Origin of the sequence: [Bacillus] enclensis (genome assembly GCF_001456935.1) — a bacterium.
In the GTDB taxonomy this organism is placed as follows: domain Bacteria; phylum Bacillota; class Bacilli; order Bacillales; family Bacillaceae_B; genus Rossellomorea; species Rossellomorea enclensis.
Map to the genome: position 1 here is coordinate 110,944 of NZ_KQ758485.1, position 21,765 is coordinate 132,708.

Here is a 21,765-nt window from a genome sequence, read left to right on the forward strand (position 1 = left end):
AGAGCAAAAGCACAGTACCGAGCAAGCCTAAAACCACTACCTATAAAGTCAAAAAAGGCGATACACTCTCTGCCATCGCCAAAAAGTACAATACAACCGTAAGCAAACTTAAAAAAGCCAACAAGCTCATCAGCGACCGCATCTACGTCGGGGAAAGCTTGAAAATCCAATAGAGGGGCAAGGGGACAGGTCCGTTGTCCCGCTTTTGAAGCGGGTCACGGTACCTGTCCCCCTGTCTCATTTTTTCTTTTTTATGATAATCAAACTTAAAAGCATGATACATGCCACTATTATAGCGATTGGAATTCCGTAGACAAGACCATAATATTCAATATCAGAAGCTTCCTTTGTACTTACGTCTCCTTTTACGACATCAAACTTGCCCATAATCGATTCCGTTGGCTTTACAGACACATACCCATCTTGACTGCCGACAATCAGGTGATCATTCATAATTACAGGGCCGGACGGAGCCAACTTCCCTCCAAATAATTTCTTGCCCAGTAGTTTTCCGGATTCTGTGTCAAACGCATAGACCAGCCCTTTTACGTCCGTAAAATAGACAATTCCCTTATCCGCAGCAGGCGGTGCCTTGGTCACATTACTGTAATATCCCCAATTTCCATTACCAGTCTTCGCATCCAGCGAGTAAAACTTCTTTGTAATAGGGCTCCCTACATAGACAGAATCTTTGTACACAACCGGAGCACCTGATTTGTTGTTAGGGACCATCTCTCCCACGCCCAGGCTCTTTTCCCAAACGATTTCGCCACTTTTTGTATTCATGGCATAGATCTTATGTTCGTATAGCTGTTTATCGGATTGAACTTCTCCTGCTGCCCTTCTCAGCATCTCTTTATACGTTGCTGCCAAGCCATCATGGTCGTATACTTTTCTTAACTCAATTTTGTTGTCGGTCTCCTCAACGGCCGTGGTGATAACCAAATCCCCGTATATGGCAGGCGGAACATCATCCAGTCCAGACATTACCCCTTTAAGTTCTGTCTTCCACAAAATTTCTCTTTTTCTTAAATCAACCCCAAAAAAAGTATAAGGCTGAGGCCTCCCACCGCCTACATATAAAATTCCATCTTTAATATTCGGCGAAGACATACTCACAACATTTCCAAGGTCCAAGTTCCACTTTTCCTGCCCTGTTTTAGGATCCACACCATATAAATGACGGTCTCCCGTTGTTATGTATACTGTATCTTTATAATATGCAGGTGTGGGCATTACTTCCCCTTTTGTGTCAAAATCCCAAAGAATCTCACCAGTCTCAGGATCAAGGCTCAGCAATCCGCTCTCCTGAGTGCCCCGGGTTCCATCTTTTTGGAAAAAACGGTTTCCATAACCCACAAATAACTGATCATTCACATATATGATTTCAGAATGGAGCCAATTAGGAGCCTTAGACTTCCAGTTCAATTTCCCACTTTCTAGATTATAGGAATATATATCTCCACTTTTGTGGTTTCCTATATACACATTGTCTCCTACCACTACTGGAGTTGAACGAATTTCATTTTCAGTTTTCAATTTCAGATCATAAGAACCCTTCTTCCCCTCACTATTGAATACAGGGTTGTTTTCTGTGTTGAGCCTGTATTGTGTCCATTCATCCGGCCCAAATTGTGCTTGAATAGGGAAGCTCAAGCCGAAAAGTAATAATACTGTTATACTTATTCCCTTTAAAAAAACACGCCTCAATACCATTCGTCTCCCTTCTTCATACTATAGGATTCCATTATAGCAGAAAAGGGGAGGTCCGTTGTAAATCTGCTTCAAGCGGGACACGGTACCTGTCCCCTCGTCCCTATTTGATAGGAAAGCGTACGGTGACGGTGGTGCCAATTCCTTGTTGACTTTCGAATTTTATGGTCCCGTTATATTTCTCTACTATGTTATAACAGATCATCAGTCCCAGCCCCGTCCCCTTGCTTTTTAAAGAGTAGAAAGGGGTACCAAGGCTATTTACTTCTTCTTGGGTCATACCTTTACCATTATCAATAATTCTGACTTCTATATGTGCTTTTATTTTTTCTGCCATTACGTAGACGGCTGTTCCGTTTGGAGAGGCTTCAATAGCATTTTTAATTACATTTACAAATAACTGTTTGAGTTCAATATGATTAGCATTGACGTAACAACCTGTATCTATTGAAAGCTCTATATTGTTATCACTGGGTAATCCGTAAGTATTCAAAAGCTCCGAGACATCATTCAATACCATTTCAATATCCACAGAATTCGTTAACTTTGCCTGATCTGGTTTGGCCATGGAGAGGAATTGCGTAATGACATGCTCTGCCGTTTGAAGTTCATCGATCATCAAGGAGAAATTCCTTTTAAAATTTTCGTTAAGCTCAGGATCTTCCTTATAATATTGCAGAAAACCCCTTACAACAGTAAGCGGGTTCCTTATTTCATGAGCTACGGCTGCCGCCATCTGCCCCGTCGTTTTCAAACGTTCAGCCTGCTGTACTTGTTCAAAATAGAGACGCTGCTTCTTCATTCTTTCATTCGACAAATGAAAGACATAATATAGAATGACTTGACTCGCGATAAAATTCACAAGGTTCTCTGCGATGTCAGAAATGACATAAGGATAATTGCTCCCCTGATCGATGATGATGATATAGCTGAAAGTAAACGCAATTAACATTGCATTTAGAACCAGCGAAAAGTAAAAAAGCGTTCGATCGAAAAAGAGGATTGAAAGTGCCGGGATAAAACAAAGCAGCACAAATCCAGACCATACCTCAGGATATAAGTAAAAGAGGCTGTATAAATAGCCCGTAGAAGCGAACACCGTTGTATATCTCATTATAGTATTTTCATAGCGGGGATATAACAGCAGGCAGCCAGACACGACCGTCACCATCAGTCCATGTGCAATAAAACGCATATTCACCGTATTATCAATCACTACCCCCAGCACCATCAAGGCGATAATCACTGAAACAATCAAATAATAACTCTTCTTATGCAGCCCATCCTGAAATTCCTTCATTGCGTTCCCCCACCAGCTTTACTATCAATATCAATAGTAACTATCTTACAAAAACCGGAAATAGTCAATGGGACGGGGGGAAATGGGACGGGGGGACAGGTCCCTTGTCCCACTCTGTCATTTTCCAGAGTTCTTGGGACACTGTACCTGTCCCCTTGTCCCGTCGGCACCTTAACCGTACCGCCACAACACAAAAAAGCCAGTTCCCTGGAGAACTGGCCTGTGGATTACGCTTTGGAGCGGGTGATGGGAATCGAACCCACGACATCAGCTTGGAAGGCTGAGGTTTTACCATTAAACTACACCCGCATATGAAATTTGTATTGGCAGGGGCAGTAGGAATCGAACCCACACCAAAGGTTTTGGAGACCTTCGTTCTACCGTTAAACTATGCCCCTGTGATGTAAATGTGAATTTTGCGCTATTCGCTCTGAGCGTATTGCTCCGCTTTCGCTGCGCAAAGATTAAGGATGCTTCTTTTACTCCGCTCTCGCTACGTAAAAAAGTTATATGGAGGGGGGCAGATTCGAACTGCCGAACCCGAAGGAGCGGATTTACAGTCCGCCGCGTTTAGCCACTTCGCTACCCCTCCATGATTATGAGAGAAAAAATGGCGGAGGAAGAGGGATTCGAACCCCCGCGGGCTTTAACACCCCTGTCGGTTTTCAAGACCGATCCCTTCAGCCGGACTTGGGTATTCCTCCGTGTGTTATTAACATAATTTAAACTTTCTGGCTATGCGTAGTGATGCTCCGCCACGCTTCGCAAGGTTAAGGAAGGATCTTTTTACTCTGCTGTCGCTCCGTATAAAATCCATGGTGGAGGATGACGGGATCGAACCGCCGACCCTCTGCTTGTAAGGCAGATGCTCTCCCAGCTGAGCTAATCCTCCGTAAGTGAAATCATATAAAATTGGTGAAGACCTTTATTAATCTATCAATTCTTTTTGGAGTTGTCAACACATAATTGCGAATTGAAGACGTGGGTGCAATCGCGGGAATAGGTACCTCGCTCCACTTTTCACCTCCAACTCCGCTGGTTCACCATACCATGCCTCCTGCTTTTTTATGATAAAATAGATTACTAATCTTGTTTAAAGGGTGTGGCATAATGGAGATTATTCCTTATACTTCTGTGGGCAGTTTGAAATTACATATGACTTCAGAGGAAATTGCAGCACAATTAAAGGAAGAGCCTAAACGTTTTAGAAAACATGATGATGATATGATGCTTTCCGATCATTATGTAGAAGCAGGTATTCTCGTTTATTACAAAGCAGATGGAAAATGTGACTCAATTGAATTGACAGACCAGAGGGATCCAGTGATTGAAGGCATTCACTTTATGAAGATGCCTTCGATAAAGGCAAAAAAGTTATTGCTTCAATTAGATGAAGAAATGATTGACCTTGAGGATATGGCCTTCTCAAAAAAAAGCGGGAATTAGTTTATACACTCCTTACAACAAAGTAGAAGCTGTCATGATTTTTGAAAAAGGCTATTATGATGAAATGCTGGAATTATTAGAAGGAATGGATGAGGAAATTTAAAATGGTAGAGTTTGTGACTGGTCAAGAAGTAGGCACGCTGACTCCCAAACCTTTTGTGCTGCCTGATTCATAATAACAATAAGGAGAGGGACAGAGGGACAGGAACCCTGTCCCTCTCCCTCCTCAAATAAACACCTTTCAAGTCTTCTCTCAGTGGGACACCGTCCCTGTCCCCCCCGTCCCAACTCAATCAATCAAAAAACAGTTTTTTGACTTCTACCTTGTCGTAGTAGATGGTTCCTATTGAGTAGGATGTTGTGTAGCAGATGATTCTCATGACGGCGGCGTTTTTTGGTGCTTCTGTTGTGATGGAGATGTTCTGCCATTTGTTCAGGCCGGTACTCGTATGGACCGGTTTATCTGAGATCGACCTTCCTTCTTCATCGTAAAATCTCACCATGAAGCTTCCCGTTCCTTCTTTGATGAAGAGATTTGCGGATGATTCAAAAACCTCACCTGCCTCTACCTTGATGCTGTCACTCATTAAAGCAACCGATTTATTTCTCGCGGTATCCACAAGCTTCAGGCTTTGTCTGCCATGAGAATGTTCTTCTCCCGATACGGAATACATCGCATGATCATCCGTGTTGAACATTGAGGTCCACCCCGGGATCCCGCCGTCATCGACCGGCCGTTCGAATTGATGATTCGTTACCGTCATTTCTTCATTGCCAGATACCTTCTTCACTTCCATTTTATGAAGCATCGTCCTGTTTTCCCTCGAGGAGTAGTATAGATTTCCGTCAGGACCCACTGAAAAATCATATACCCTGGCAATCTGCTTGCTTTCCAGCGTCTCGGGATCGATGGCAGTCAGGTTCCCGCTGAAATCAGCATAGAGAAGTCCATCCGACCACTCTAGTTCAATTTTATTCCACGCTGAAAGCGGAAGGGAATCATACAGCTTCCGGCTTTTAACGATTTCGAGTGTTTCAGGATCCATCGCAAAAATCGTATTGATCGAAGCCCCCCATAACAGTCCATCAGGTCCAAAGGACAATTCACCAATGGCTTCCGGCTTTTCAAGGTCTTCAACCGACAGGGAAACCTCCCGGATCACTTTTTCCGTCTCTGTATCCCACACGAAAATTTTTGCTTCTTCCGCTGTCGGGTCAGCTCCGAGCCCGCCATTGTTCGTGGTAGAGCCGTATACTTTTCCATCCTTGTAAACAAGGCTGTTCACACTCTGATCTTCCACCACATCTCGGAAGACCTTCACCTGATCAGCTTCCGCCGCATTTGGGTCATAAACCGTCAAAGCGCCTCCCAGCTCCCCATAGAACGGGATGCTTCCGATATACGCTTTGCCGTCCCCTTCTGTGATCGAGCTTATCCTGTTCTGCTCCTCTCCGATCGTAAATAACTTCTTCGGGTTTGAATCAGATGGCTCGAGCGCAGGATCGAACTCCCTGATATCTCCGTCCGGATACACACCAAAGAGCAGCTTGTCACCGAAAGTGCCGATGCTGTCGCCCTGGCCCATATTGTAGACTTTTTTCTCCTTAGTAATGGGGTTATAAATAGCTCCCTTGCCTGTCTGCACACCGGTGATATAGAGATTTCCATCCGGACCCGTCTCTATTTTGTTCATCACATTCGCCGTCCCTTCAGCCAGGACCGGAGTAGTGACCGTCTTCTTAGTCTCCAGATTCAGGATGGTAACGAACCCGCTGAAATTAATCGTGACAAGACTTTTGCCCGGCAGTTCAGGTGTGCCGAACTCCACCCAGTCAACTCCGCGGAACCCGCTTTTATACGTAATTCCTGTGTCCGCTACTTCCAATGTACCGAGGTCGAAGGTCTGAAGTTTATTTTCCGTATTCATAAAATAAACCTTCCCATCCTCCGACTGTTCGGGAACATGAAGTCCGCGTGCTTTCGGGATGACTACATCGAGCCATTCCCCTTTCTGTGTATCATAGACATAGGCATTGCTCGAAAGCTCGTATCTAGCGAAAAGATAACGGTCATCAACCTTGTCCAAGTCATAAATATGGCCGGGCTCTCCGATGGATGCCGCGATGTCTTCTTTTTCACCTGTTGATTTATTGTAATGAATGATCTTCCCATGGCCTGTTCCGGAATACACATCGTCCCCTATGACAGCCAGGGACCGAATATATTCTTGTGATGACTCGCCGATCATGCGGCCGTAATCATCGACAGATCCGTCAGCAGGATCATACTCAAAAACTTTCCCGCTTGGATAGGTCCCCACATAGATCTTTCCTTGTTCTGATGTAATGGAAAATGGGAAGGTCTCACCGGAAAACCTCGCTACAACCTCGGCGTTGTCTGCACCCGGAGTGTATTTCCATAGCTTCGCTCCACCGCCGATCGTCGCAATGTACAGGTCTCCGTTCGGAAGCACTTCATGTGCCCATGTATTCTCTGCCCCCTCGAGTGGAATGACCCGCAACAGCTTCTCAGAATTGATATCAATGACATTCAGCTGTGCCGGCAGTCCCTTGGTGGTGGTATACATCACCGGCTTACCATTTTCAGTCCCGACCGCCCCGTCGAAGATACTGATTGCATCCATCAGCGGAGTCAGGAGTTCCTCAGGCGCCCCGAAATAGGTGGAATTCAGTTTGCCGGAGGTCTCCGCCCCAGCCGGTTTTCCATTCAAAGTTCCTGGCAGCATCAGCAGCAAAACCATGATTGTGATGAAGATTTTCTTCATTAAATACCTTCCTCCTTATCATTCATAAATGGCTTATCCATTCAACCATAATGATACGTAAGGAGAGGCATGAAACCAATATTATATTTAGAAAATTTTGTAAATTATAAGGTGAACTATAGATGAACCCTTACCATTAAAAGGGTTAGGAAGCATTGACGTAAAAGAGTCTTTAATTCCCATTCCCCTTCCCACCGGTTCAAAAGTGGATAAGCTACGTGGCAACGTTCCTATTTACCTACTAGATAACGAAAAAACTTCAATTCAAGTGACTCTACTAATCCAAAACTCCCAACCTGCCAAACTCCCCAATCCTATACCACAATACCTTTCCTCCATCACTCCCCCTCCACCAACCTCCCAAATACAGACCCAATCGGGACAGGGGGACAGGTACGTTGTCCCACCTTCCTTATTGAAGAACCTATTAGTATACTAGAGATGGGACATGGTACCTGTCCCCCTGTCCCACTATGATTTTTGTGAGGAGTTTTGAAATGGATTATTCGGCAATTGGGAAGAAGATTAGGGAGTTGAGGAAGGTAGTCGGGCTTACTCAGGGTGAGCTGGCGGAAGGGATTTGTACGCAGGCTCTTGTCAGCCGGATGGAGAAGGGTGATATTTATCCAAGTGCTGCAGCCCTGTATCAAATTTCTGTAAAGCTGGGTGTCGATGTGAATTACTTCTTTGAGATTGGCACCACCCCGCGCCTTGACTACGTTTTAGAGGTTGAAAAGCAACTGAAACATCTGAGGGTGAACTTCAAGTTCGATGAAATTTTGGAGCTGGTAAAGACAGAAGAAAAGAACCCGCTTTTTTATAATGATCCTGAAAAACTGCAGCTTCTTTACTGGTACAAGGGTATCTATGCTTTTGAAGTTGAAAAGGATGAGGAAGCGGCCTTTTCTCTGCTTAACGAGGCTTTTTACCTGACAGCAGGCCAAAAGAAAGCCAGGACAGAAAGAGAAATGGAAATCCTGCTGAGCATAGGGACAATCCATTCTTCCCTGCACCAACACGACGAGGCCCTTGATTATTATGATCAAATCGAATCCAGTCTGAAAGCGACTGAACAATTATATGATAAAACCATCAAGCCCCGTTTGTTCTATAATATCGCCCGGGTGCTGACCCGCCTCGAGAAATACGGTGAGTCGACCGACTATTGTAAAAAAGCCCTCAACTGGTGCATCGAAGAGGAGCTTCTGTGGGGACTCGGAGAATTAAACTATCAAATCGGTTACAACTATGAGCTGGTTAATGAAATGGAAAAAGCAATACTTTATTTCACTCGTGCCCTTCATATGTTTGAGCTTCGCGGCAATGACAAAAACGTAACTTTCCTCAATGAAAAAATGTCCCGTCTCTGAAGGGCGGGACAAGGGGACAGGTACCTTGTCCCTGGTCCAAGAGCCTCTGGATGATACTTTTTCCAATGTTTAAGGATGGGACAGCTAACATGTCCCCCTGTCCCGCAAAAAAAGAAGCACGAGACCCAGCCCGTGCTTCCATTCATCCCTATTTCAAACTATCTTTAAGCTCGGTAAAAATAACACCAAGAGCATATGCCCCGGCATCCGGATGTCCTAGACTCCGATCACCGACTGTTCCGGCACGCCCCATCCTGGCAACGATGTCCTTCGTCTTCTCTGCCCCCGAGACGGCGGCTTCGGCTCCTTTTACGAAAGCTGTCTTAAAGTCGCTTCCTGCTTCTGCACTTTCAGTCCACGCATCCGCACACGGCACAAGGGCATCCACCAGGGTCTTGTCCCCGACTTCCGCGCCTCTTCCAAATGAACGCTCGCCAGTACGCTGGATGCCCTCGACTGCATCTTGAAGCATGGCCGCAAAGTCAGAAACGGTCATCGTTGATTGATTGCCGACTGATTTACCTGCAGCGCGGAATGCCGAGCCCCATATCGGGCCGGAAGCTCCTCCGCAATACTCCATGATTACAATGGAGCATGCATCCAGGAAGCTTCCTATCGTCAGATTATCCTGCTCAAGAATCGAGTGCCATTCATGTTTAAGCTGCCTGAAGCCCTTGGCGACACTCATTCCAAAATCGCCGTCACCCGCATGGGAATCCAATTCACAGAATGGGACCTCATTCTCTATGATGACTTCGCTCATCTTATCCACCAGGTAAATCATGTTTTCTAACGTTACCTCATCATCCTTGATCTCTGCATACTCTGCCGTTGTCTCCACTTCAAATGATACTGGTCTTTTCTCTTCAACTTGGTCCGCACTCTTGTATTCCACCGCTGGCACCGGTCCGTCCACTCTGAACGCAGGTGCCTGAGATTCCTTGGACAACAGCGTTCTCAGTTCATCATCCAGTTTCATCACAGTCAAGGAAAGCCCGTCCATGTCGATGCTCGTCATATAATTGCCTGCAAATGAACGGTTGATGCGAATCCCTTTTTCAGATAAAATTCTTGCCACCGCATTGTTGTATAAGTAAAGTTCCTGCAGAGGCGTCCCGCCAAAGCCGTTCACCAGCACAGCCACTTCGGAAGACTCGTCCACCTTCAAATCTTTAAGCACGTCATCGACCATCCGCTCCGCCAGTTCATCTGCGGTCGCCATCTTGCCCCGCTTGATGCCAGGCTCACCATGGATTCCGACTCCATATTCAATCTCGTCATCACCCAATTCGAAAGTAGGCGACCCACTCGCCGGAACAGTACACGAAGTCAGGGCGATACCGATACTCCGCACGTTTGCCGCTGCTTTTTCAGCTACGGCTTTAACCTCATTCAGTCCCCTGCCTTCTTCCGCAGCCGCCCCTGCGATCTTATGTACGAGCACGGTTCCGGCAACACCTCGGCGTCCGACTGTATATAGGCTGTCCTCAACCGCGATGTCATCATCGACCTTCACATAATCAACAGGAATGCCATCTTCTTTAGCCATGTGGGCGGCATTCTTGAAGTTCATGATATCGCCGCTGTAATTCTTGATGATCAACAGGGTTCCTTTTTCGTTCACCGTTGCTTTGATCGCCTGGTAAACCTGGATCTGTGACGGTGAAGCAAATACGTCTCCGCATACTGCCGCATCGAGCATCCCTTTCCCGATAAGCCCAGCATGTGCCGGCTCGTGACCGCTGCCGCCTCCGCTTATCAAGGTCACTTTGTTTTTATCCAATTCCTTTTTCTTCATAATCTTATACTTTTCGAGAAACTCCAATTCCGGGTGGGCAATGGCCATACCCCTGCACATTTCGGTGACCAGCGTATCCGGTTCGTTGATAATTTTTTTCATATGAACGTCCTCCTCTGGTTTGGTTTGAATACTGCAGTTTTTAGTTTTCAAATATAAAAGTAAAAATGTTTTCACTGTCATGTTAAAGTGAATAAGTTTCAATGTAAAAGGATTATACCTGAGGCAGCAGAAACGGTCCCAAAATATTCTTTTGCCGTGCACTTTTCTACCTTTCCATATGGTAAAATATTCATTATTAACTAGTAAATAAGGTGAATCCAATGACCGTATTATCATCTCATGAAGTAATTGAAGATTTCATTCAATTCGCTTCCACCCTGCCTAACCGCAAGCTGCGAAAATATGAAACTGCTTTGGCTCAGTATGCATCCAACAAATTAACCAAACATGAGTGTGCGATTTTATCAGACTGGTTGAAAAGAAGTGCAGAACGAAATGAAGACCGCAATGATGCAGAGAATCCTGTTTTGTTCTCCGTATTTTTTGTTTTATGTATATACGCCCGAAGAATGAAAAATCACTCTACCCATAAAGATTTGATCAGGGATTACGGAGAATTATTTGAAGGGGAACTTCTTTATCCCCATATTGTGTCATTGTTTCACAAACAATATGATACGCCCGAGGATATGGAACTGGCGATTCATTATAGCAGGAAAGCGGTAGAAAACCTTCCTAATCAAGTGGGGGTTCTTCACTGCTATGTAGAAGCTGTTGTTACCGCCGAAGAACGCGGATTAGAAATCGAACAAGAAGTCGTTGAGGATGCCAGGGAAAAGATGGATCAGATTATCAGACTGGATTATCAATATCCCAAATTCCATTGTACAAAAGGAAGATTGCTTGCGATATTAAAACAATACCGGGAAGCCAAAACAGCCATCCACAAGGCCATCGACAAGGAAGACTCTTCTAGCACGGACTACGCCATCCGGCTGAATGAATACCAGGCTCATCTCAGCAGAATTGAAGCAGCTGAATCTTCTTCATTGATTTTAGCGGAATTAGAAAGAACAAGAACTGAATTAGAAGAATCAAAGCGTGAATTAAAAATTTCAATGGATAAGATGCAAAAGGATAACCTGCAATCCCTTGCTTTCTTTGTAGCCATCATCAGCTTGACAATAGGCTCATTCAATTTAATCGGAAACAAGCCTTTTCTCGATTCTGCCTTCCTGATTATGATTCTGACAGGCTGCATCCTTGTAGGATACCTTTGCCTCGGGATGCTCCTGCAGCAAAAGAAATTTCCATGGAAGCACCAGACATTCATTCTCTTAATAGGACTGCTACTAATCGCTGGTCCGCTATACTTTCACTACTTATCTCGTTAGGAGTGACTACATGAACTACACCGTTAAATATGTATACAAACAAGGTTCAAATAAAAACAATGAAGATGCTTATGCCATAAACGAAAATCACGGCCTGTTTGCCGTGATTGACGGCGCAACAGGTTTGGGCGGATTACCGGGAGACGTAGCGTCCAGGATTGTTAAAGAAACATTCGAAAGCAGTCCTTCAAGCCCCCTCTTATCCTTAGTTGAAGAGGCAAACCATCACCTCAACAAAGAAACTCAGCAATTAACGGGGACAGAACTCGGAGCAATCCCTAAATACAAAAGAAGCACCTGCGGATTATCCGTAATTCAAATCAGTAACAACGAAACCATCCGATTCATTTCTGCCGGAGACTGCATGCTTTTCATTGAGCATCATGACCATACAATCAGGCAAATGACCTTTGATCATTTAGACCGGCTGGATGCTCAATCCATCGCCGCCTTCCACCAGCTACTGACAGAAAAAGAATCTAAATTGGAGCAGTCCTTGAACTCACTGCCTTCGCCTGAACTTCAACAGGTGCTGAGCGATTGCCGGGAAAGCATATCCCAGCTGTTAAAAAAGAACCGGAACAAACTCAACACAATGGGCGGCTACGGGGTTATCGACGGAAGTCCCGAAGCCCTGCGCTTCCTGGAATCCGGCAGCATTCCCCTCATGAACGTAAAAAGCATATTATTACTGACAGACGGTCTGAAAATGAACAAAACCGAGAATGGCTGGGAAGAAAGCGCACAATTCGCCTTCACCCACGGCGTCCAGGCCCTATTGGACGAAATACACACCGCCGAACAACAAGACCCGGCATGCATCACCTACCCGCGCCTAAAAAAACACGACGATAAAACAGGAATACTAATACAACTGGATTAAAATGGGTCAAGGGGACAGGTACACTGACCCGGTTTCAATCTGGAATGACTGGAGTGGGTCACCGTACCTGTCCCCGCGGCTCACTCTTTCAATCCCCTCTCCTATCAAGTAAAATAAACCCAAGAGAAACCACAAGGAGGACGCTGTGTGATTACGATTAAGGAAGTGGCCAGGAGGGCGAATGTTTCCAGTGCGACGGTTTCGCGGATGCTGAATGAATCCGGGTATGTGAGCGAGGAAGCGAGAGAAAGGATTCTTAAAGTAATAGAAGAAACGGGGTATGTGCCGAGCGAGAATGCGAAGTCGCTGAGGACGAAGAAGACGAAGGTAATCGGGGTGATCCTGCCGAAGCTCGGGTCCGAGACGACGAGCCGGATGGTCAACGGCCTCGACCGGGTGCTTGCTGAGGAAGGCTACCAGATCTTACTGGCAAATTCGAATCTGGACGCCGGCAAGGAAATCGAGTTCCTTAAACTGCTGAAAAGCAGGGACGTCGAAGGAATCGTCCTGTCTGCCACCAATACGAACGAACAGCTTGTGGAAGAAATCCAGAAGCTGAAGGTCCCTTTCGTGGTCGTCGGTCAGGATATGCCGGGCACCCCGTCGGTAGTGTTCAATGAAATCATGGCGACTGGAGAGATGATCGATTATCTTATCGAAAAAGGTCATGAAAAAGTGGCGTTCATCGGTGTGAGCGAATCCGACCGTGCAGTCGGGCTGATGAGGAAAAAAGGATATCTTGCCGCCATGGAAAAACACGGACTTCCGATTGAAGAAAATTGGATCCAGACCGCTGTTTTTGATGTGGAATCCGGGTATGAGGCAATGAAAAACATCATGGAATCATCCTCCACACTCCCGACCGCAGTGTTCGCGGTGACGGACCGCCTGGCGATTGGAGCAATGAATTACCTGAAGGAAAAGGGACTGAAGATCCCTGATGACATCGCACTTGCAGGAGTCGGAGCATCCGAGCTGTCCCAATATGTCACACCTCCCCTCACGACCATCGATTTTCAATACAACAAAGCCGGCCGGGAAGCTGCCAACCTGATCCTCTCGATGATCAGTCAAAAGGAAATCCCGACGAGTAAAATTGTATTAGACTATGGACTCGTGAAAAAAGATAGTGTATAATTTCAGTATGTAATCGATTTCATAACGATATGTCGTATGTGGAATCGATTACACTACTACCTTTAACTATGTATTGGAATCCTAGAGACCGGTACTTTTATTTTTAACTGGTGTGAAATCGATTACACACCAGCAATATCTCTTATTCTATTTACTATGTATGGGCATCCAATCAGCCGATACATTTATTTTCAACCGATGTGAAATCGATTACACACATGAACAAAGGAGGAGAAACAATGTCAGAGAACAGAAAGATTGCAGAAGAAATCCTGGCCGGTGTCGGCGGTGAAGAGAACATCCTGTCTGTCGCCCATTGTGCCACCCGCTTACGAATCATGGTGAAAGACAAAGAAAAAATCGACCAAGAAGCTGTGGAAAACACGGATAAAGTGAAAGGCGCCTTCTTCAACTCCGGCCAATACCAAGTCATCCTTGGAACCGGAACGGTCAACCGCATTTATGAAGAAGTGAGGAGCCTTGGGATCGCCGGATCGACGAAAGCGGAACAGTCGAAGGAAGCCGTGAAAAGCGGCAGCGCGTTCCAGCGGGCGATCCGCACATTCGGTGACGTTTTTGTACCGATCATCCCGGTACTCGTTGCCACAGGTCTCTTCATGGGACTTCGCGGACTCGTCATGCAGGAGCAGATACTAGCACTCTTCGGCATGACGCCCGATGATATCTCCGAGAACTTCCTATTATATACTCAGATCCTGACTGACACGGCCTTCATCTTCCTGCCTGCGCTGGTCGCATGGTCGACCTTCAGGGTGTTCGGCGGGACCCCGATTGTCGGAATGGTCCTTGGATTGATGCTCGTCAGCCCTTCATTGCCGAACGCATGGGGAGTTGCAGGCGGAGACGTACAGCCGCTTGAATTCTTCGGATTCATCCCTGTCGTCGGTTATCAAGGTTCCGTCCTCCCTGCTTTCATCGCCGGGATCCTCGGGGCCAAACTGGAAAAACAAATTCGCAAACGTACGCCTGAAGCGCTCGATTTAATCATCACGCCGTTCCTGACGCTGCTTGTCATGATCACACTGGCACTGTTCGTGATTGGTCCTGTCTTCCACAGTCTGGAGAACGTCATTTTGAACGGTACAATCGCAGTCCTTGAATGGCCATTCGGCATCAGCGGCTTTCTAATCGGCGGACTCAACCAGATCATCGTCGTCACCGGGATCCATCACATTTTTAACATGCTCGAAATTCAGCTGCTCGCGAAATACGGAAACAACCCGTACAACGCCATCATCACCTGCTCGATTGCGGCACAGGGCGGCGCGGCACTGGCTGTTGGTTTGAAAACGAAGTCCAAGAAACTGAAAGCACTGGCACTGCCGTCTTCCCTTTCAGCATTCCTCGGTATCACCGAACCAGCCATTTTCGGGGTGAACCTGCGCTACGGTAAGCCATTCATCATGGCACTCATCGGTGGCGGAGTCGGAGGATTCCTCGCTTCCATCATGGGACTGAAAGCAACTGGCATGGCCATCACTGTCATCCCAGGCACGCTGCTCTACCTGAACGGGCAGATCCTGCAATACATCCTAATCAACTTTGTCGCGATTGCAGTGGCATTCGTGCTGACTTGGATGTTTGGATACTCAGATAAAAAAGAAGCTTGATTTTTATAAAAAGTTGATAGAAGCAGGTTAGTGGGGGTTCACTTGCCTGCTTTTCTTTTATAGGGGAGTCGGTTTTGGCGTTATATGGCCGGTTTTTTGAGTTATACGGTAAAAACTTTGTACGAATCAGGCGTTTCGGTGTGGCCTTAGGGCGTTCCAGCCTGAATTGAGGGACTTCCGGCAGGCACCGAATGACCATCATCCGTTTTATTATCGATAATCGAAACTTTATTATCGAAATCAAAAGATTTATTTTCAAAAATCCGGGTTCTTTTATCGAAACCGTTAAACCTTATATCGAAAACCAGTCCTCATTAGCGAAACCAATTTGATATTTTTAACTAAATCCACTTATCGTCGATTCTTCCCGCGCAAGGGAAAAACTCTTTCACGAAAGGAATTTGACAAGCATGAATAGATACACCGAACCAAAATACCGCACCATTAACGATGCTAAAGAAAATGAACTCGATCAACTGCAGGCAAAATCTACGTCTTCAACGTGGAAGCCTGCGTATCATATCCACCCCGGCTACGGCTTGATGAACGATCCGAACGGCCTTGCATACTTCAACGGCGAATTCCATGTTTTTTACCAATGGTATCCGTTCGGTCCCACTCATGGCATGAAGCACTGGGCACACGTGAAATCAACAGATCTAATAGATTGGAAGAGGCTTCCCACTGCAATCGTCCCTGTCGAAGACTACGAATCACACGGAGCTTATTCCGGGGCATCGATTGAAGTCGACGGAGAACTCTATCTTTACTATACCGGCAACATTAAATACAGCGCCGAAGAACGGTCGGCGAACCAGTGCCTTGCCATCATGGACAAGGATGGCGCGATCCGCAAATATGAGCAGAACCCGATCATCGAGGGTGTTCCCGAAGGATATACGGGACATGTCCGCGATCCGAAGGTATTCAAGAAAAATGACACCTATTATATGCTGCTCGGAGCACAGCGTTCCAACCTGACCGGTGCCATCATTGTGTACGAATCAAGCAATGCGCGTGACTGGTCGTTTAAAGGCGAACTGGATCTGGATTTGAATTTGCCTGACACCTGCTACATGCTCGAGTGCCCCGACTATTTTGAATTGAACGGGCAGGATGTACTCGTGGTTTCACCCCAGGGGCTTGAGCCCGAGGAACATGCCTATCAGAACCTCTATAATGTCATCTATGTTCATGGTGAACTGGACATCGAAAACCTCACGTTCAAGGTCGAAAGCCACCATGAACTGGACAAAGGCTTCGATTTTTATGCCCCTCAGACCTTTGAAGGAAAAAACAAGGAGCGCCTCCTATTCGGCTGGGCCGGCATGGGCGAGATGGATTATCCTTCAGACAAGGAAGGCTGGGCGCACTGCCTGACGATTCCGCGCGAGGTTGATGTCTTGGACGGCAGGCTGATTCAGAAGCCGGCAAAGGAGCTTAAGAAACTTCGCACGGAGCCAGCGAAAGGCGAGTTCAGCCTGTCTCAAGGAACCACAGAAATCGGTGCAGGCTCTGATCAATATGAGCTTGAACTTTCCTTGGAATCAATAGAAGCCGAGATTTTCGGTTTGAGGCTTTTCTCTTCTGAAACCGAGGGGCTTGTGCTGGAGTTCAACCGCTCCGAGCAGACCGTCACCTTGAACCGGGAGAATTTCGCGGAAACATTCGGCGGAGAGTATGGCTTTGAAAGAAGCTCAAAACTTGAAATCGGCGAATCTGTTGACCTCCAGATCTTTGTTGACCGCAGCATCGTAGAGATTTTTATCAACGGAGGAGAAACGGTATTCACTTCGCGGGTGTTCCCTCTGGAGAAATCCACCGGGATTGAAGTTTTCGCTGATAGAAAAATGATGGGAAGTTTTATTAATCATTCGTTAATAGCCGAAAATTTGCTATAAACTAATATGGGGAGCCGAGTCAGAAAAATTCTGGCCCAGCTCCCTTTATCGCTATTATCTCCCGCCACACAATCCCCTATCCCATTCGGACCGGTCCCTATCACTACTATTCAACGAGAAATATAGAGCCCCGGTCAATCATGCGGGACATATTCAAGGTCCCCGCTCCCTGGAGTATAATCAAGACATCCTGCTGCCTGGTCGATCATTACGGTAACTGCCGGGTGGTTCTTAAGCACGGAAACGGGAAATTGTTCATTCACTTCTTCATGCATCAGCCTGGAAAATGCCTCGCGCTTATTAGGTCCGGAAACGAGCAACAGAATTTCTTTGCTCCTCATAATGGTGGCGATTCCCATGGTAATCGCTTTTAGAGGAACGTCTTCGATTCGATCGAAAAACCTGGCATTCGCTTCTCTCGTTGAATCTGTCAGCTCGACAATATGGGTTTGGGATTGAAAAGAAGTACCAGGTTCATTGAATCCAATATGGCCATTGCTACCTATGCCCAGGATTTGCAAGTCTATGCCTCCATGGCTGGCAATCAATTGTTCATACTCCTGTGCTTCCCGTTCCATATCCTCCCCATCTCCACGGGGGATAAAGGTATTAGCCTTATTGATATCAATATGATTAAATAGGCTTTCATTCATAAAGTAACGATAACTGTGGGGATCGGTTTCATCGCAGCCTGCATACTCATCTAAATTAAAGGTTGTCACGTTTTGATAGGAAGTCAGGTTATTCCGATGATCTTCAATCAGATGGCGGTAAAGACCCAGCGGGGTTCCCCCGGTTGCAAGACCTAATGTAATGCCGGGAAAGCTGCGTACCTTTTCAACCACATAATCGGCGGCTCTTTTACTCATTTCTTCATAATTCTTCACTTCAATAATCTTCATTTCCTGCTCCTCCTAAAACCGTTTCACATACTTCCACGCGGAAAGCCGCCTCACTTCATCCTTCAACCGTTCCTCACTTTTTTAGACCAGGTCAATGAAATTTCAACCGCTTATAAGTACTTTTTCGAAATATCTTTAGCGATTGCCACTTTTTCTTCTGATAATCTTTTCATCGGCTGGCGGCAAAAGCCTGCGTTGACCCCTTTATCTTTTAGGATTTCTTTGATCGTCTGATAGAGACCATTTTCTATGATTTCCGATATCAGGTCATTCGTCACGTGCTGGATCTCTTTTGCCTGCTCTATTTCACCTTGCTTGGCAAGTTCATAGATCTGCTTGGCTCTTTGTCCGTTTACATTGTAAGTACTTCCGATTGCCCCATCGATTCCGAGCACAGCAGCTGGGAGGAGCATTTCATCAAATCCTGCATAAATGAGCTTGGATGGGAACTTCTTGCGCATTCTTTCCAATAAATAAAAATCGCCGGCCGTGAATTTAACACCAATGATTTTTTCATTTTCGAACAGCTCGGCAAATTGATCCAAACTCATATTGACACCTGTCAGAAACGGGATTGAGTAGATGATCATTTTGTTATCAACTGAGTTGATGATGCTGTTGTAATAATGTTTAATTTCTTCAAAATCGAATTTATAATAGAAAGGCGTCACGGCAGAGAGTGCGTCATAGCCCAAATCCGTTGCATATTTCGCTAAATCAATTGCTTCGTTTAAATTAATGGAACCGACTTGGGCGATTAACTTCACCTGATCCTTCACTTCATCTTTCACGATCCGAAAAACTTCCTTCTTTTCTTCGGTTGACAGCATGAAGTTTTCTCCGGTACTGCCGTTCACATAGAGCCCGTCTACTTTACACACGTCAATATTGTAGCGGATGATCTCACGCAGTCCTTGTTCATTGATAGTCCCGTCCTGATCGTACGAAACCATTAATGCTGTAAATATTCCATCCATGAATATCGCTCCCTCTTATTGTTTGATTTCTTCTGTTTGCAAGCAGTCCACATAATGCCTTGTAATGTCCATCGGTCTGGTAATCGCCGAACCGACGATGCAGCCATATGCCCCTGCCAGAATGGCCCGCTGTAAATCTTCACGTTTCCAGTACCCGCCTTCTGCCATTACCGGTACATGCACCTTTTCAGCCAGGGATTCAACCAGCTGGATATTCGGGGGCTGTATATCCCTTGTATACTCCGTGTAGCCTGAAAGGGTGGTGGCAATGAGGTCAAATCCAAGCCCGCTTGCCTTCATCCCTTCCTCGAACGTTGAGATATCGGCCATTAATAAGACATCAGGGTATCTTTTTCTAATTTCATGATAAAAATGCTCCAGCGTCTGTTGATTCGGTCTTAGGCGAACTGTTGCGTCCAAAGCTACAATCTCTGCCCCTGCACGGATCACTTCATCAACTTCATTCATCGTGGCGGTAATAAATACGGAACTATCTTCATAATCCCGTTTTACAATGCCGATGACTGGAAGGTCGACCTCTTGTTTAATCGCGGCAATGTCTTCGTAGCTGTTTGCCCGTATTCCTGCTGCGCCTCCCATTTTAGCGGCAAGGGCCATTTTCGACATAATATATGAGCTGTGCAGCGGCTCGTGTTCCAACGCTTGGCAAGAAACGACCAGCCCTCCTTTCAAACTTTCTAATATATTTTTTTTATTCATTTTTTTCGCCCCTTAGGTAGGTATTCAAGGTTAATAAAGCTTAATTGATAAGTTATCGGAAATTTTCATTTTAATCGTTTCTGCCTGGTCAGCGTTTTTCATCGACAGCCCCGTACAAATAAGATCGATCAAATACAATTGTGAGATTTTAGATATTAATGATCCGCTATCGAGGGGACTTTCTTTCGCCGAAGATAATAACACCACATCCGAATACCTGGTTAACGGTGATTTCACATATGCTGTCAACGCGATGACGGTTGCTTTATTGGTCTTGGCAGTTTCTATCGCATCGACAATATCCTTTGTGCTTCCTGTTAAGCTGATCGCAATCAACACGGTATTCTCATTCATTGAAGAAGCCCGCATGATTTGTGTATGGGAGTCTGTGATGACCGTAGTGATCTTACCTATGCGCATCAGTCGATTTTGCATATCCAGGCCGGCAATCCCGGAAGATCCGATTCCATAAATGACAACATCATCGGATTGATCAATGAGGTCAATCGCTTTTTTCAATTCTTCTACTTGAACCAGTTCTGAAGAATCGGTGATGGCCTGGATGATATTATTCATGATCTTTTCTTTAAACGTTTCTTCTCCGGTGTGCTGTTTGGTCTGTGAAATTTCTTGCGCCAATAAAAATTTGAAATCCTGAAATCCTTTAAAATTCAATTTTCGAAAAAAACGAAGCACCGTGGCTTCAGCTACTTCACAAGCCTCCGAAAGTTCAGTTAATGAATGATAAATAACTTTGTCAGTATTTTCGATAATATATTCATATATTTTATTTTCTGATTTAGTAAACGTATGCTTATGTTGTTCTATAAGCATCGTTGGTTTCATTCCGTTCAATTTATCCGTTTGACCCTGCACCATTTAACTCTCTCCTCCATGTGTAGAATGCATGTAAAAGTTTTGGGCGGCTCCCAAGAGATTTGCGCCATTCCCGTTTTCCGCCAGTTTGATTTTCAATGTACGGGCATGATACGGCATTAGTTTCGGTAAGAGTGCATGCTTTATGGCATCCAATAAAAAGTCTCCCTGTGCGGAAATGCCGCCGCCAAGAACAATAAGCTCAGGATTCAAGAGGTGCACAATTGAGCTCAGGCCGGTTGTTAAATCGTTAAGCCATCTATCAAACAGCGCCATAGATTCCGTATCCCCGTTTTTCACTTCTTCAAAGTACTGAATCAACGGAACGATTTCACCTGTTTCCTGAGTGATAAGCTCTGTTAGTGCTTTACTTGAGGCATAGCTCTCGAAACAGCCGGTCCTTCCACAAGTACACTCTTTCCCTTCGGGATATAACGTGATATGGCCGATTTCTCCTGCACAATAACCTTTACCAGTGTACAGTTTTCCATCTAAAAATAATGCCCCGCCAATCCCGGTCCCAATTGTCACACAAACAAAATCATCCATGCCTTTGGCTGCCCCCAGCCAATATTCGCCCAATGCCGTACAGTTGACATCATTTTCTGCCACTACTGGAAGATGAGTTTCTTCCTTTACAAGATCGACTATATTTAAACCGGTATATCGGGGGATATTATCTGTCGCATACACAATCATTCCTGTTTCAGAATTCACTTGCCCCGCCGAACTAATCGAAATACCGGATATTTCCCACCTGTCCATTAAATCCTTTGAAACATTTATCACCTTTTCAATGACTGCTTCGCCGCCCAAATGAGCTTCAGTCGCAAGGGAATCATGAAATAAGAGCTGTCCTTCCGGATTCACAACCCCATATTTAATTGATGTTCCACCAATATCAAAAACACCCAGCAACATCTTCATT

General features: G+C 45.5%; 16 protein-coding genes, 5 tRNA genes and 1 pseudogene. 8 read left to right on the top strand and 14 right to left on the bottom strand.

Going from position 1 to position 21,765, the window contains the following annotated elements; all coding sequences use genetic code 11:
- A pseudogene (locus AS034_RS22420) lies at nt 1–167 on the top strand (LysM peptidoglycan-binding domain-containing protein); the annotation flags it as partial.
- Nucleotides 168–237: 70 nt separating this feature from the next.
- Here AS034_RS22420 and AS034_RS15650 read toward each other — a convergent pair.
- From AS034_RS15650 to AS034_RS15680, 7 genes are all read right to left on the bottom strand, one after another.
- Nucleotides 238–1,716 carry an outer membrane protein assembly factor BamB family protein gene (locus tag AS034_RS15650; protein WP_058299245.1) on the bottom strand — a complete coding sequence of 493 codons (1,479 nt, stop codon included), beginning with the start codon at nt 1,714–1,716 and terminating at the stop codon, nt 238–240.
- A gap of 100 nt (nt 1,717–1,816) precedes the next feature.
- Complete coding sequence (locus tag AS034_RS15655) at nt 1,817–3,013, bottom strand: sensor histidine kinase (protein ID WP_058299246.1); 1,197 nt, start codon at nt 3,011–3,013, stop codon at nt 1,817–1,819.
- A 235-nt stretch (nt 3,014–3,248) separates the two neighbouring features.
- A tRNA-Gly gene (locus tag AS034_RS15660) sits at nt 3,249–3,322 on the bottom strand.
- A 15-nt stretch (nt 3,323–3,337) separates the two neighbouring features.
- Nucleotides 3,338–3,411 (bottom strand) — tRNA-Trp (locus AS034_RS15665).
- Between the two features lie 113 nt (nt 3,412–3,524).
- Nucleotides 3,525–3,605, bottom strand: a tRNA-Tyr gene (locus AS034_RS15670).
- Between the two features lie 19 nt (nt 3,606–3,624).
- Nucleotides 3,625–3,717 (bottom strand) — tRNA-Ser (locus AS034_RS15675).
- 112 nt (nt 3,718–3,829) lie between these two features.
- Nucleotides 3,830–3,905 (bottom strand) — tRNA-Val (locus tag AS034_RS15680).
- 218 nt (nt 3,906–4,123) lie between these two features.
- Between AS034_RS15680 and AS034_RS15685 the strand changes: the two genes are divergently transcribed.
- On the top strand, nt 4,124–4,459 hold the full coding sequence (locus AS034_RS15685) for a hypothetical protein (protein WP_058299247.1): 336 nt from the start codon (nt 4,124–4,126) through the stop codon (nt 4,457–4,459).
- A gap of 293 nt (nt 4,460–4,752) precedes the next feature.
- On the opposite strand, the gene AS034_RS15690 is transcribed toward AS034_RS15685, so the two are convergent.
- On the bottom strand, nt 4,753–7,245 hold the full coding sequence (locus AS034_RS15690; RefSeq protein WP_058299248.1) for an NHL repeat-containing protein: 2,493 nt from the start codon (nt 7,243–7,245) through the stop codon (nt 4,753–4,755).
- A gap of 497 nt (nt 7,246–7,742) precedes the next feature.
- Here AS034_RS15690 and AS034_RS15695 point away from each other — a divergent pair, with 497 nt between their 5' ends.
- The gene (locus AS034_RS15695; protein ID WP_058299249.1) at nt 7,743–8,615 is read left to right on the top strand and encodes a helix-turn-helix domain-containing protein; all 873 of its coding nucleotides are present in this window, start codon (nt 7,743–7,745) and stop codon (nt 8,613–8,615) included.
- Between the two features lie 148 nt (nt 8,616–8,763).
- On the opposite strand, the gene dhaK is transcribed toward AS034_RS15695, so the two are convergent.
- Complete coding sequence (gene dhaK / locus AS034_RS22425; RefSeq protein ID WP_074440041.1) at nt 8,764–10,515, bottom strand: dihydroxyacetone kinase subunit DhaK; 1,752 nt, start codon at nt 10,513–10,515, stop codon at nt 8,764–8,766.
- Nucleotides 10,516–10,736: 221 nt separating this feature from the next.
- Here dhaK and AS034_RS15705 point away from each other — a divergent pair, with 221 nt between their 5' ends.
- The 5 genes from AS034_RS15705 (at nt 10,737) to AS034_RS15725 (ending at nt 17,362) form a co-directional block, all read left to right on the top strand.
- Nucleotides 10,737–11,810 (top strand): DUF3450 domain-containing protein, encoded by a 1,074-nt coding sequence (locus AS034_RS15705; protein WP_058299250.1) that lies wholly within the window; start codon nt 10,737–10,739, stop codon nt 11,808–11,810.
- Nucleotides 11,811–11,820: 10 nt separating this feature from the next.
- Entirely contained in the window at nt 11,821–12,693 is an 873-nt protein-coding gene (locus AS034_RS15710) for a protein phosphatase 2C domain-containing protein (protein WP_058299251.1), read from the top strand.
- 147 nt (nt 12,694–12,840) lie between these two features.
- Nucleotides 12,841–13,830: a LacI family DNA-binding transcriptional regulator gene (locus tag AS034_RS15715; protein WP_058299252.1), complete on the top strand. Its 990-nt coding sequence runs from the start codon at nt 12,841–12,843 to the stop codon at nt 13,828–13,830.
- Nucleotides 13,831–14,069: 239 nt separating this feature from the next.
- Nucleotides 14,070–15,461, top strand: coding sequence for a sucrose-specific PTS transporter subunit IIBC (locus AS034_RS15720; protein WP_058299253.1), 1,392 nt, complete (start codon nt 14,070–14,072; stop codon nt 15,459–15,461).
- Between the two features lie 410 nt (nt 15,462–15,871).
- Nucleotides 15,872–17,362, top strand: coding sequence for a glycoside hydrolase family 32 protein (locus tag AS034_RS15725; protein ID WP_058299254.1), 1,491 nt, complete (start codon nt 15,872–15,874; stop codon nt 17,360–17,362).
- Nucleotides 17,363–17,496: 134 nt separating this feature from the next.
- On the opposite strand, the gene nagB is transcribed toward AS034_RS15725, so the two are convergent.
- From nagB to AS034_RS15750, 5 genes are all read right to left on the bottom strand, one after another.
- Nucleotides 17,497–18,264, bottom strand: coding sequence for a glucosamine-6-phosphate deaminase (gene nagB / locus AS034_RS15730; protein WP_058299255.1), 768 nt, complete (start codon nt 18,262–18,264; stop codon nt 17,497–17,499).
- A gap of 110 nt (nt 18,265–18,374) precedes the next feature.
- Nucleotides 18,375–19,241 carry an N-acetylneuraminate lyase gene (locus AS034_RS15735; RefSeq protein WP_032086801.1) on the bottom strand — a complete coding sequence of 289 codons (867 nt, stop codon included), beginning with the start codon at nt 19,239–19,241 and terminating at the stop codon, nt 18,375–18,377.
- A gap of 15 nt (nt 19,242–19,256) precedes the next feature.
- Nucleotides 19,257–19,961, bottom strand: coding sequence for an N-acetylmannosamine-6-phosphate 2-epimerase (locus AS034_RS15740; RefSeq protein WP_032086802.1), 705 nt, complete (start codon nt 19,959–19,961; stop codon nt 19,257–19,259).
- Between the two features lie 30 nt (nt 19,962–19,991).
- Nucleotides 19,992–20,840 carry a MurR/RpiR family transcriptional regulator gene (locus AS034_RS15745; RefSeq protein ID WP_176716107.1) on the bottom strand — a complete coding sequence of 283 codons (849 nt, stop codon included), beginning with the start codon at nt 20,838–20,840 and terminating at the stop codon, nt 19,992–19,994.
- Entirely contained in the window at nt 20,841–21,764 is a 924-nt protein-coding gene (locus tag AS034_RS15750) for an ROK family protein (protein WP_244888177.1), read from the bottom strand.
- Between the last annotated feature and the right edge of the window lies 1 nt (nt 21,765).

Coding starts and splice junctions, on each gene's coding strand:
- AS034_RS15650 (WP_058299245.1), bottom strand. CDS start 1,716: ATGGTATTGAGGCGTGTTTTTTTAAAGGGAATAAGTATAACAGTATTA.
- AS034_RS15655 (WP_058299246.1), bottom strand. CDS start 3,013: ATGAAGGAATTTCAGGATGGGCTGCATAAGAAGAGTTATTATTTGATT.
- AS034_RS15685 (WP_058299247.1), top strand. CDS start 4,124: ATGGAGATTATTCCTTATACTTCTGTGGGCAGTTTGAAATTACATATG.
- AS034_RS15690 (WP_058299248.1), bottom strand. CDS start 7,245: ATGAAGAAAATCTTCATCACAATCATGGTTTTGCTGCTGATGCTGCCA.
- AS034_RS15695 (WP_058299249.1), top strand. CDS start 7,743: ATGGATTATTCGGCAATTGGGAAGAAGATTAGGGAGTTGAGGAAGGTA.
- dhaK (WP_074440041.1), bottom strand. CDS start 10,515: ATGAAAAAAATTATCAACGAACCGGATACGCTGGTCACCGAAATGTGC.
- AS034_RS15705 (WP_058299250.1), top strand. CDS start 10,737: ATGACCGTATTATCATCTCATGAAGTAATTGAAGATTTCATTCAATTC.
- AS034_RS15710 (WP_058299251.1), top strand. CDS start 11,821: ATGAACTACACCGTTAAATATGTATACAAACAAGGTTCAAATAAAAAC.
- AS034_RS15720 (WP_058299253.1), top strand. CDS start 14,070: ATGTCAGAGAACAGAAAGATTGCAGAAGAAATCCTGGCCGGTGTCGGC.
- AS034_RS15725 (WP_058299254.1), top strand. CDS start 15,872: ATGAATAGATACACCGAACCAAAATACCGCACCATTAACGATGCTAAA.
- nagB (WP_058299255.1), bottom strand. CDS start 18,264: ATGAAGATTATTGAAGTGAAGAATTATGAAGAAATGAGTAAAAGAGCC.
- AS034_RS15735 (WP_032086801.1), bottom strand. CDS start 19,241: ATGGATGGAATATTTACAGCATTAATGGTTTCGTACGATCAGGACGGG.
- AS034_RS15740 (WP_032086802.1), bottom strand. CDS start 19,961: ATGAATAAAAAAAATATATTAGAAAGTTTGAAAGGAGGGCTGGTCGTT.
- AS034_RS15745 (WP_176716107.1), bottom strand. CDS start 20,840: ATGGTGCAGGGTCAAACGGATAAATTGAACGGAATGAAACCAACGATG.
- AS034_RS15750 (WP_244888177.1), bottom strand. CDS start 21,764: ATGAAGATGTTGCTGGGTGTTTTTGATATTGGTGGAACATCAATTAAA.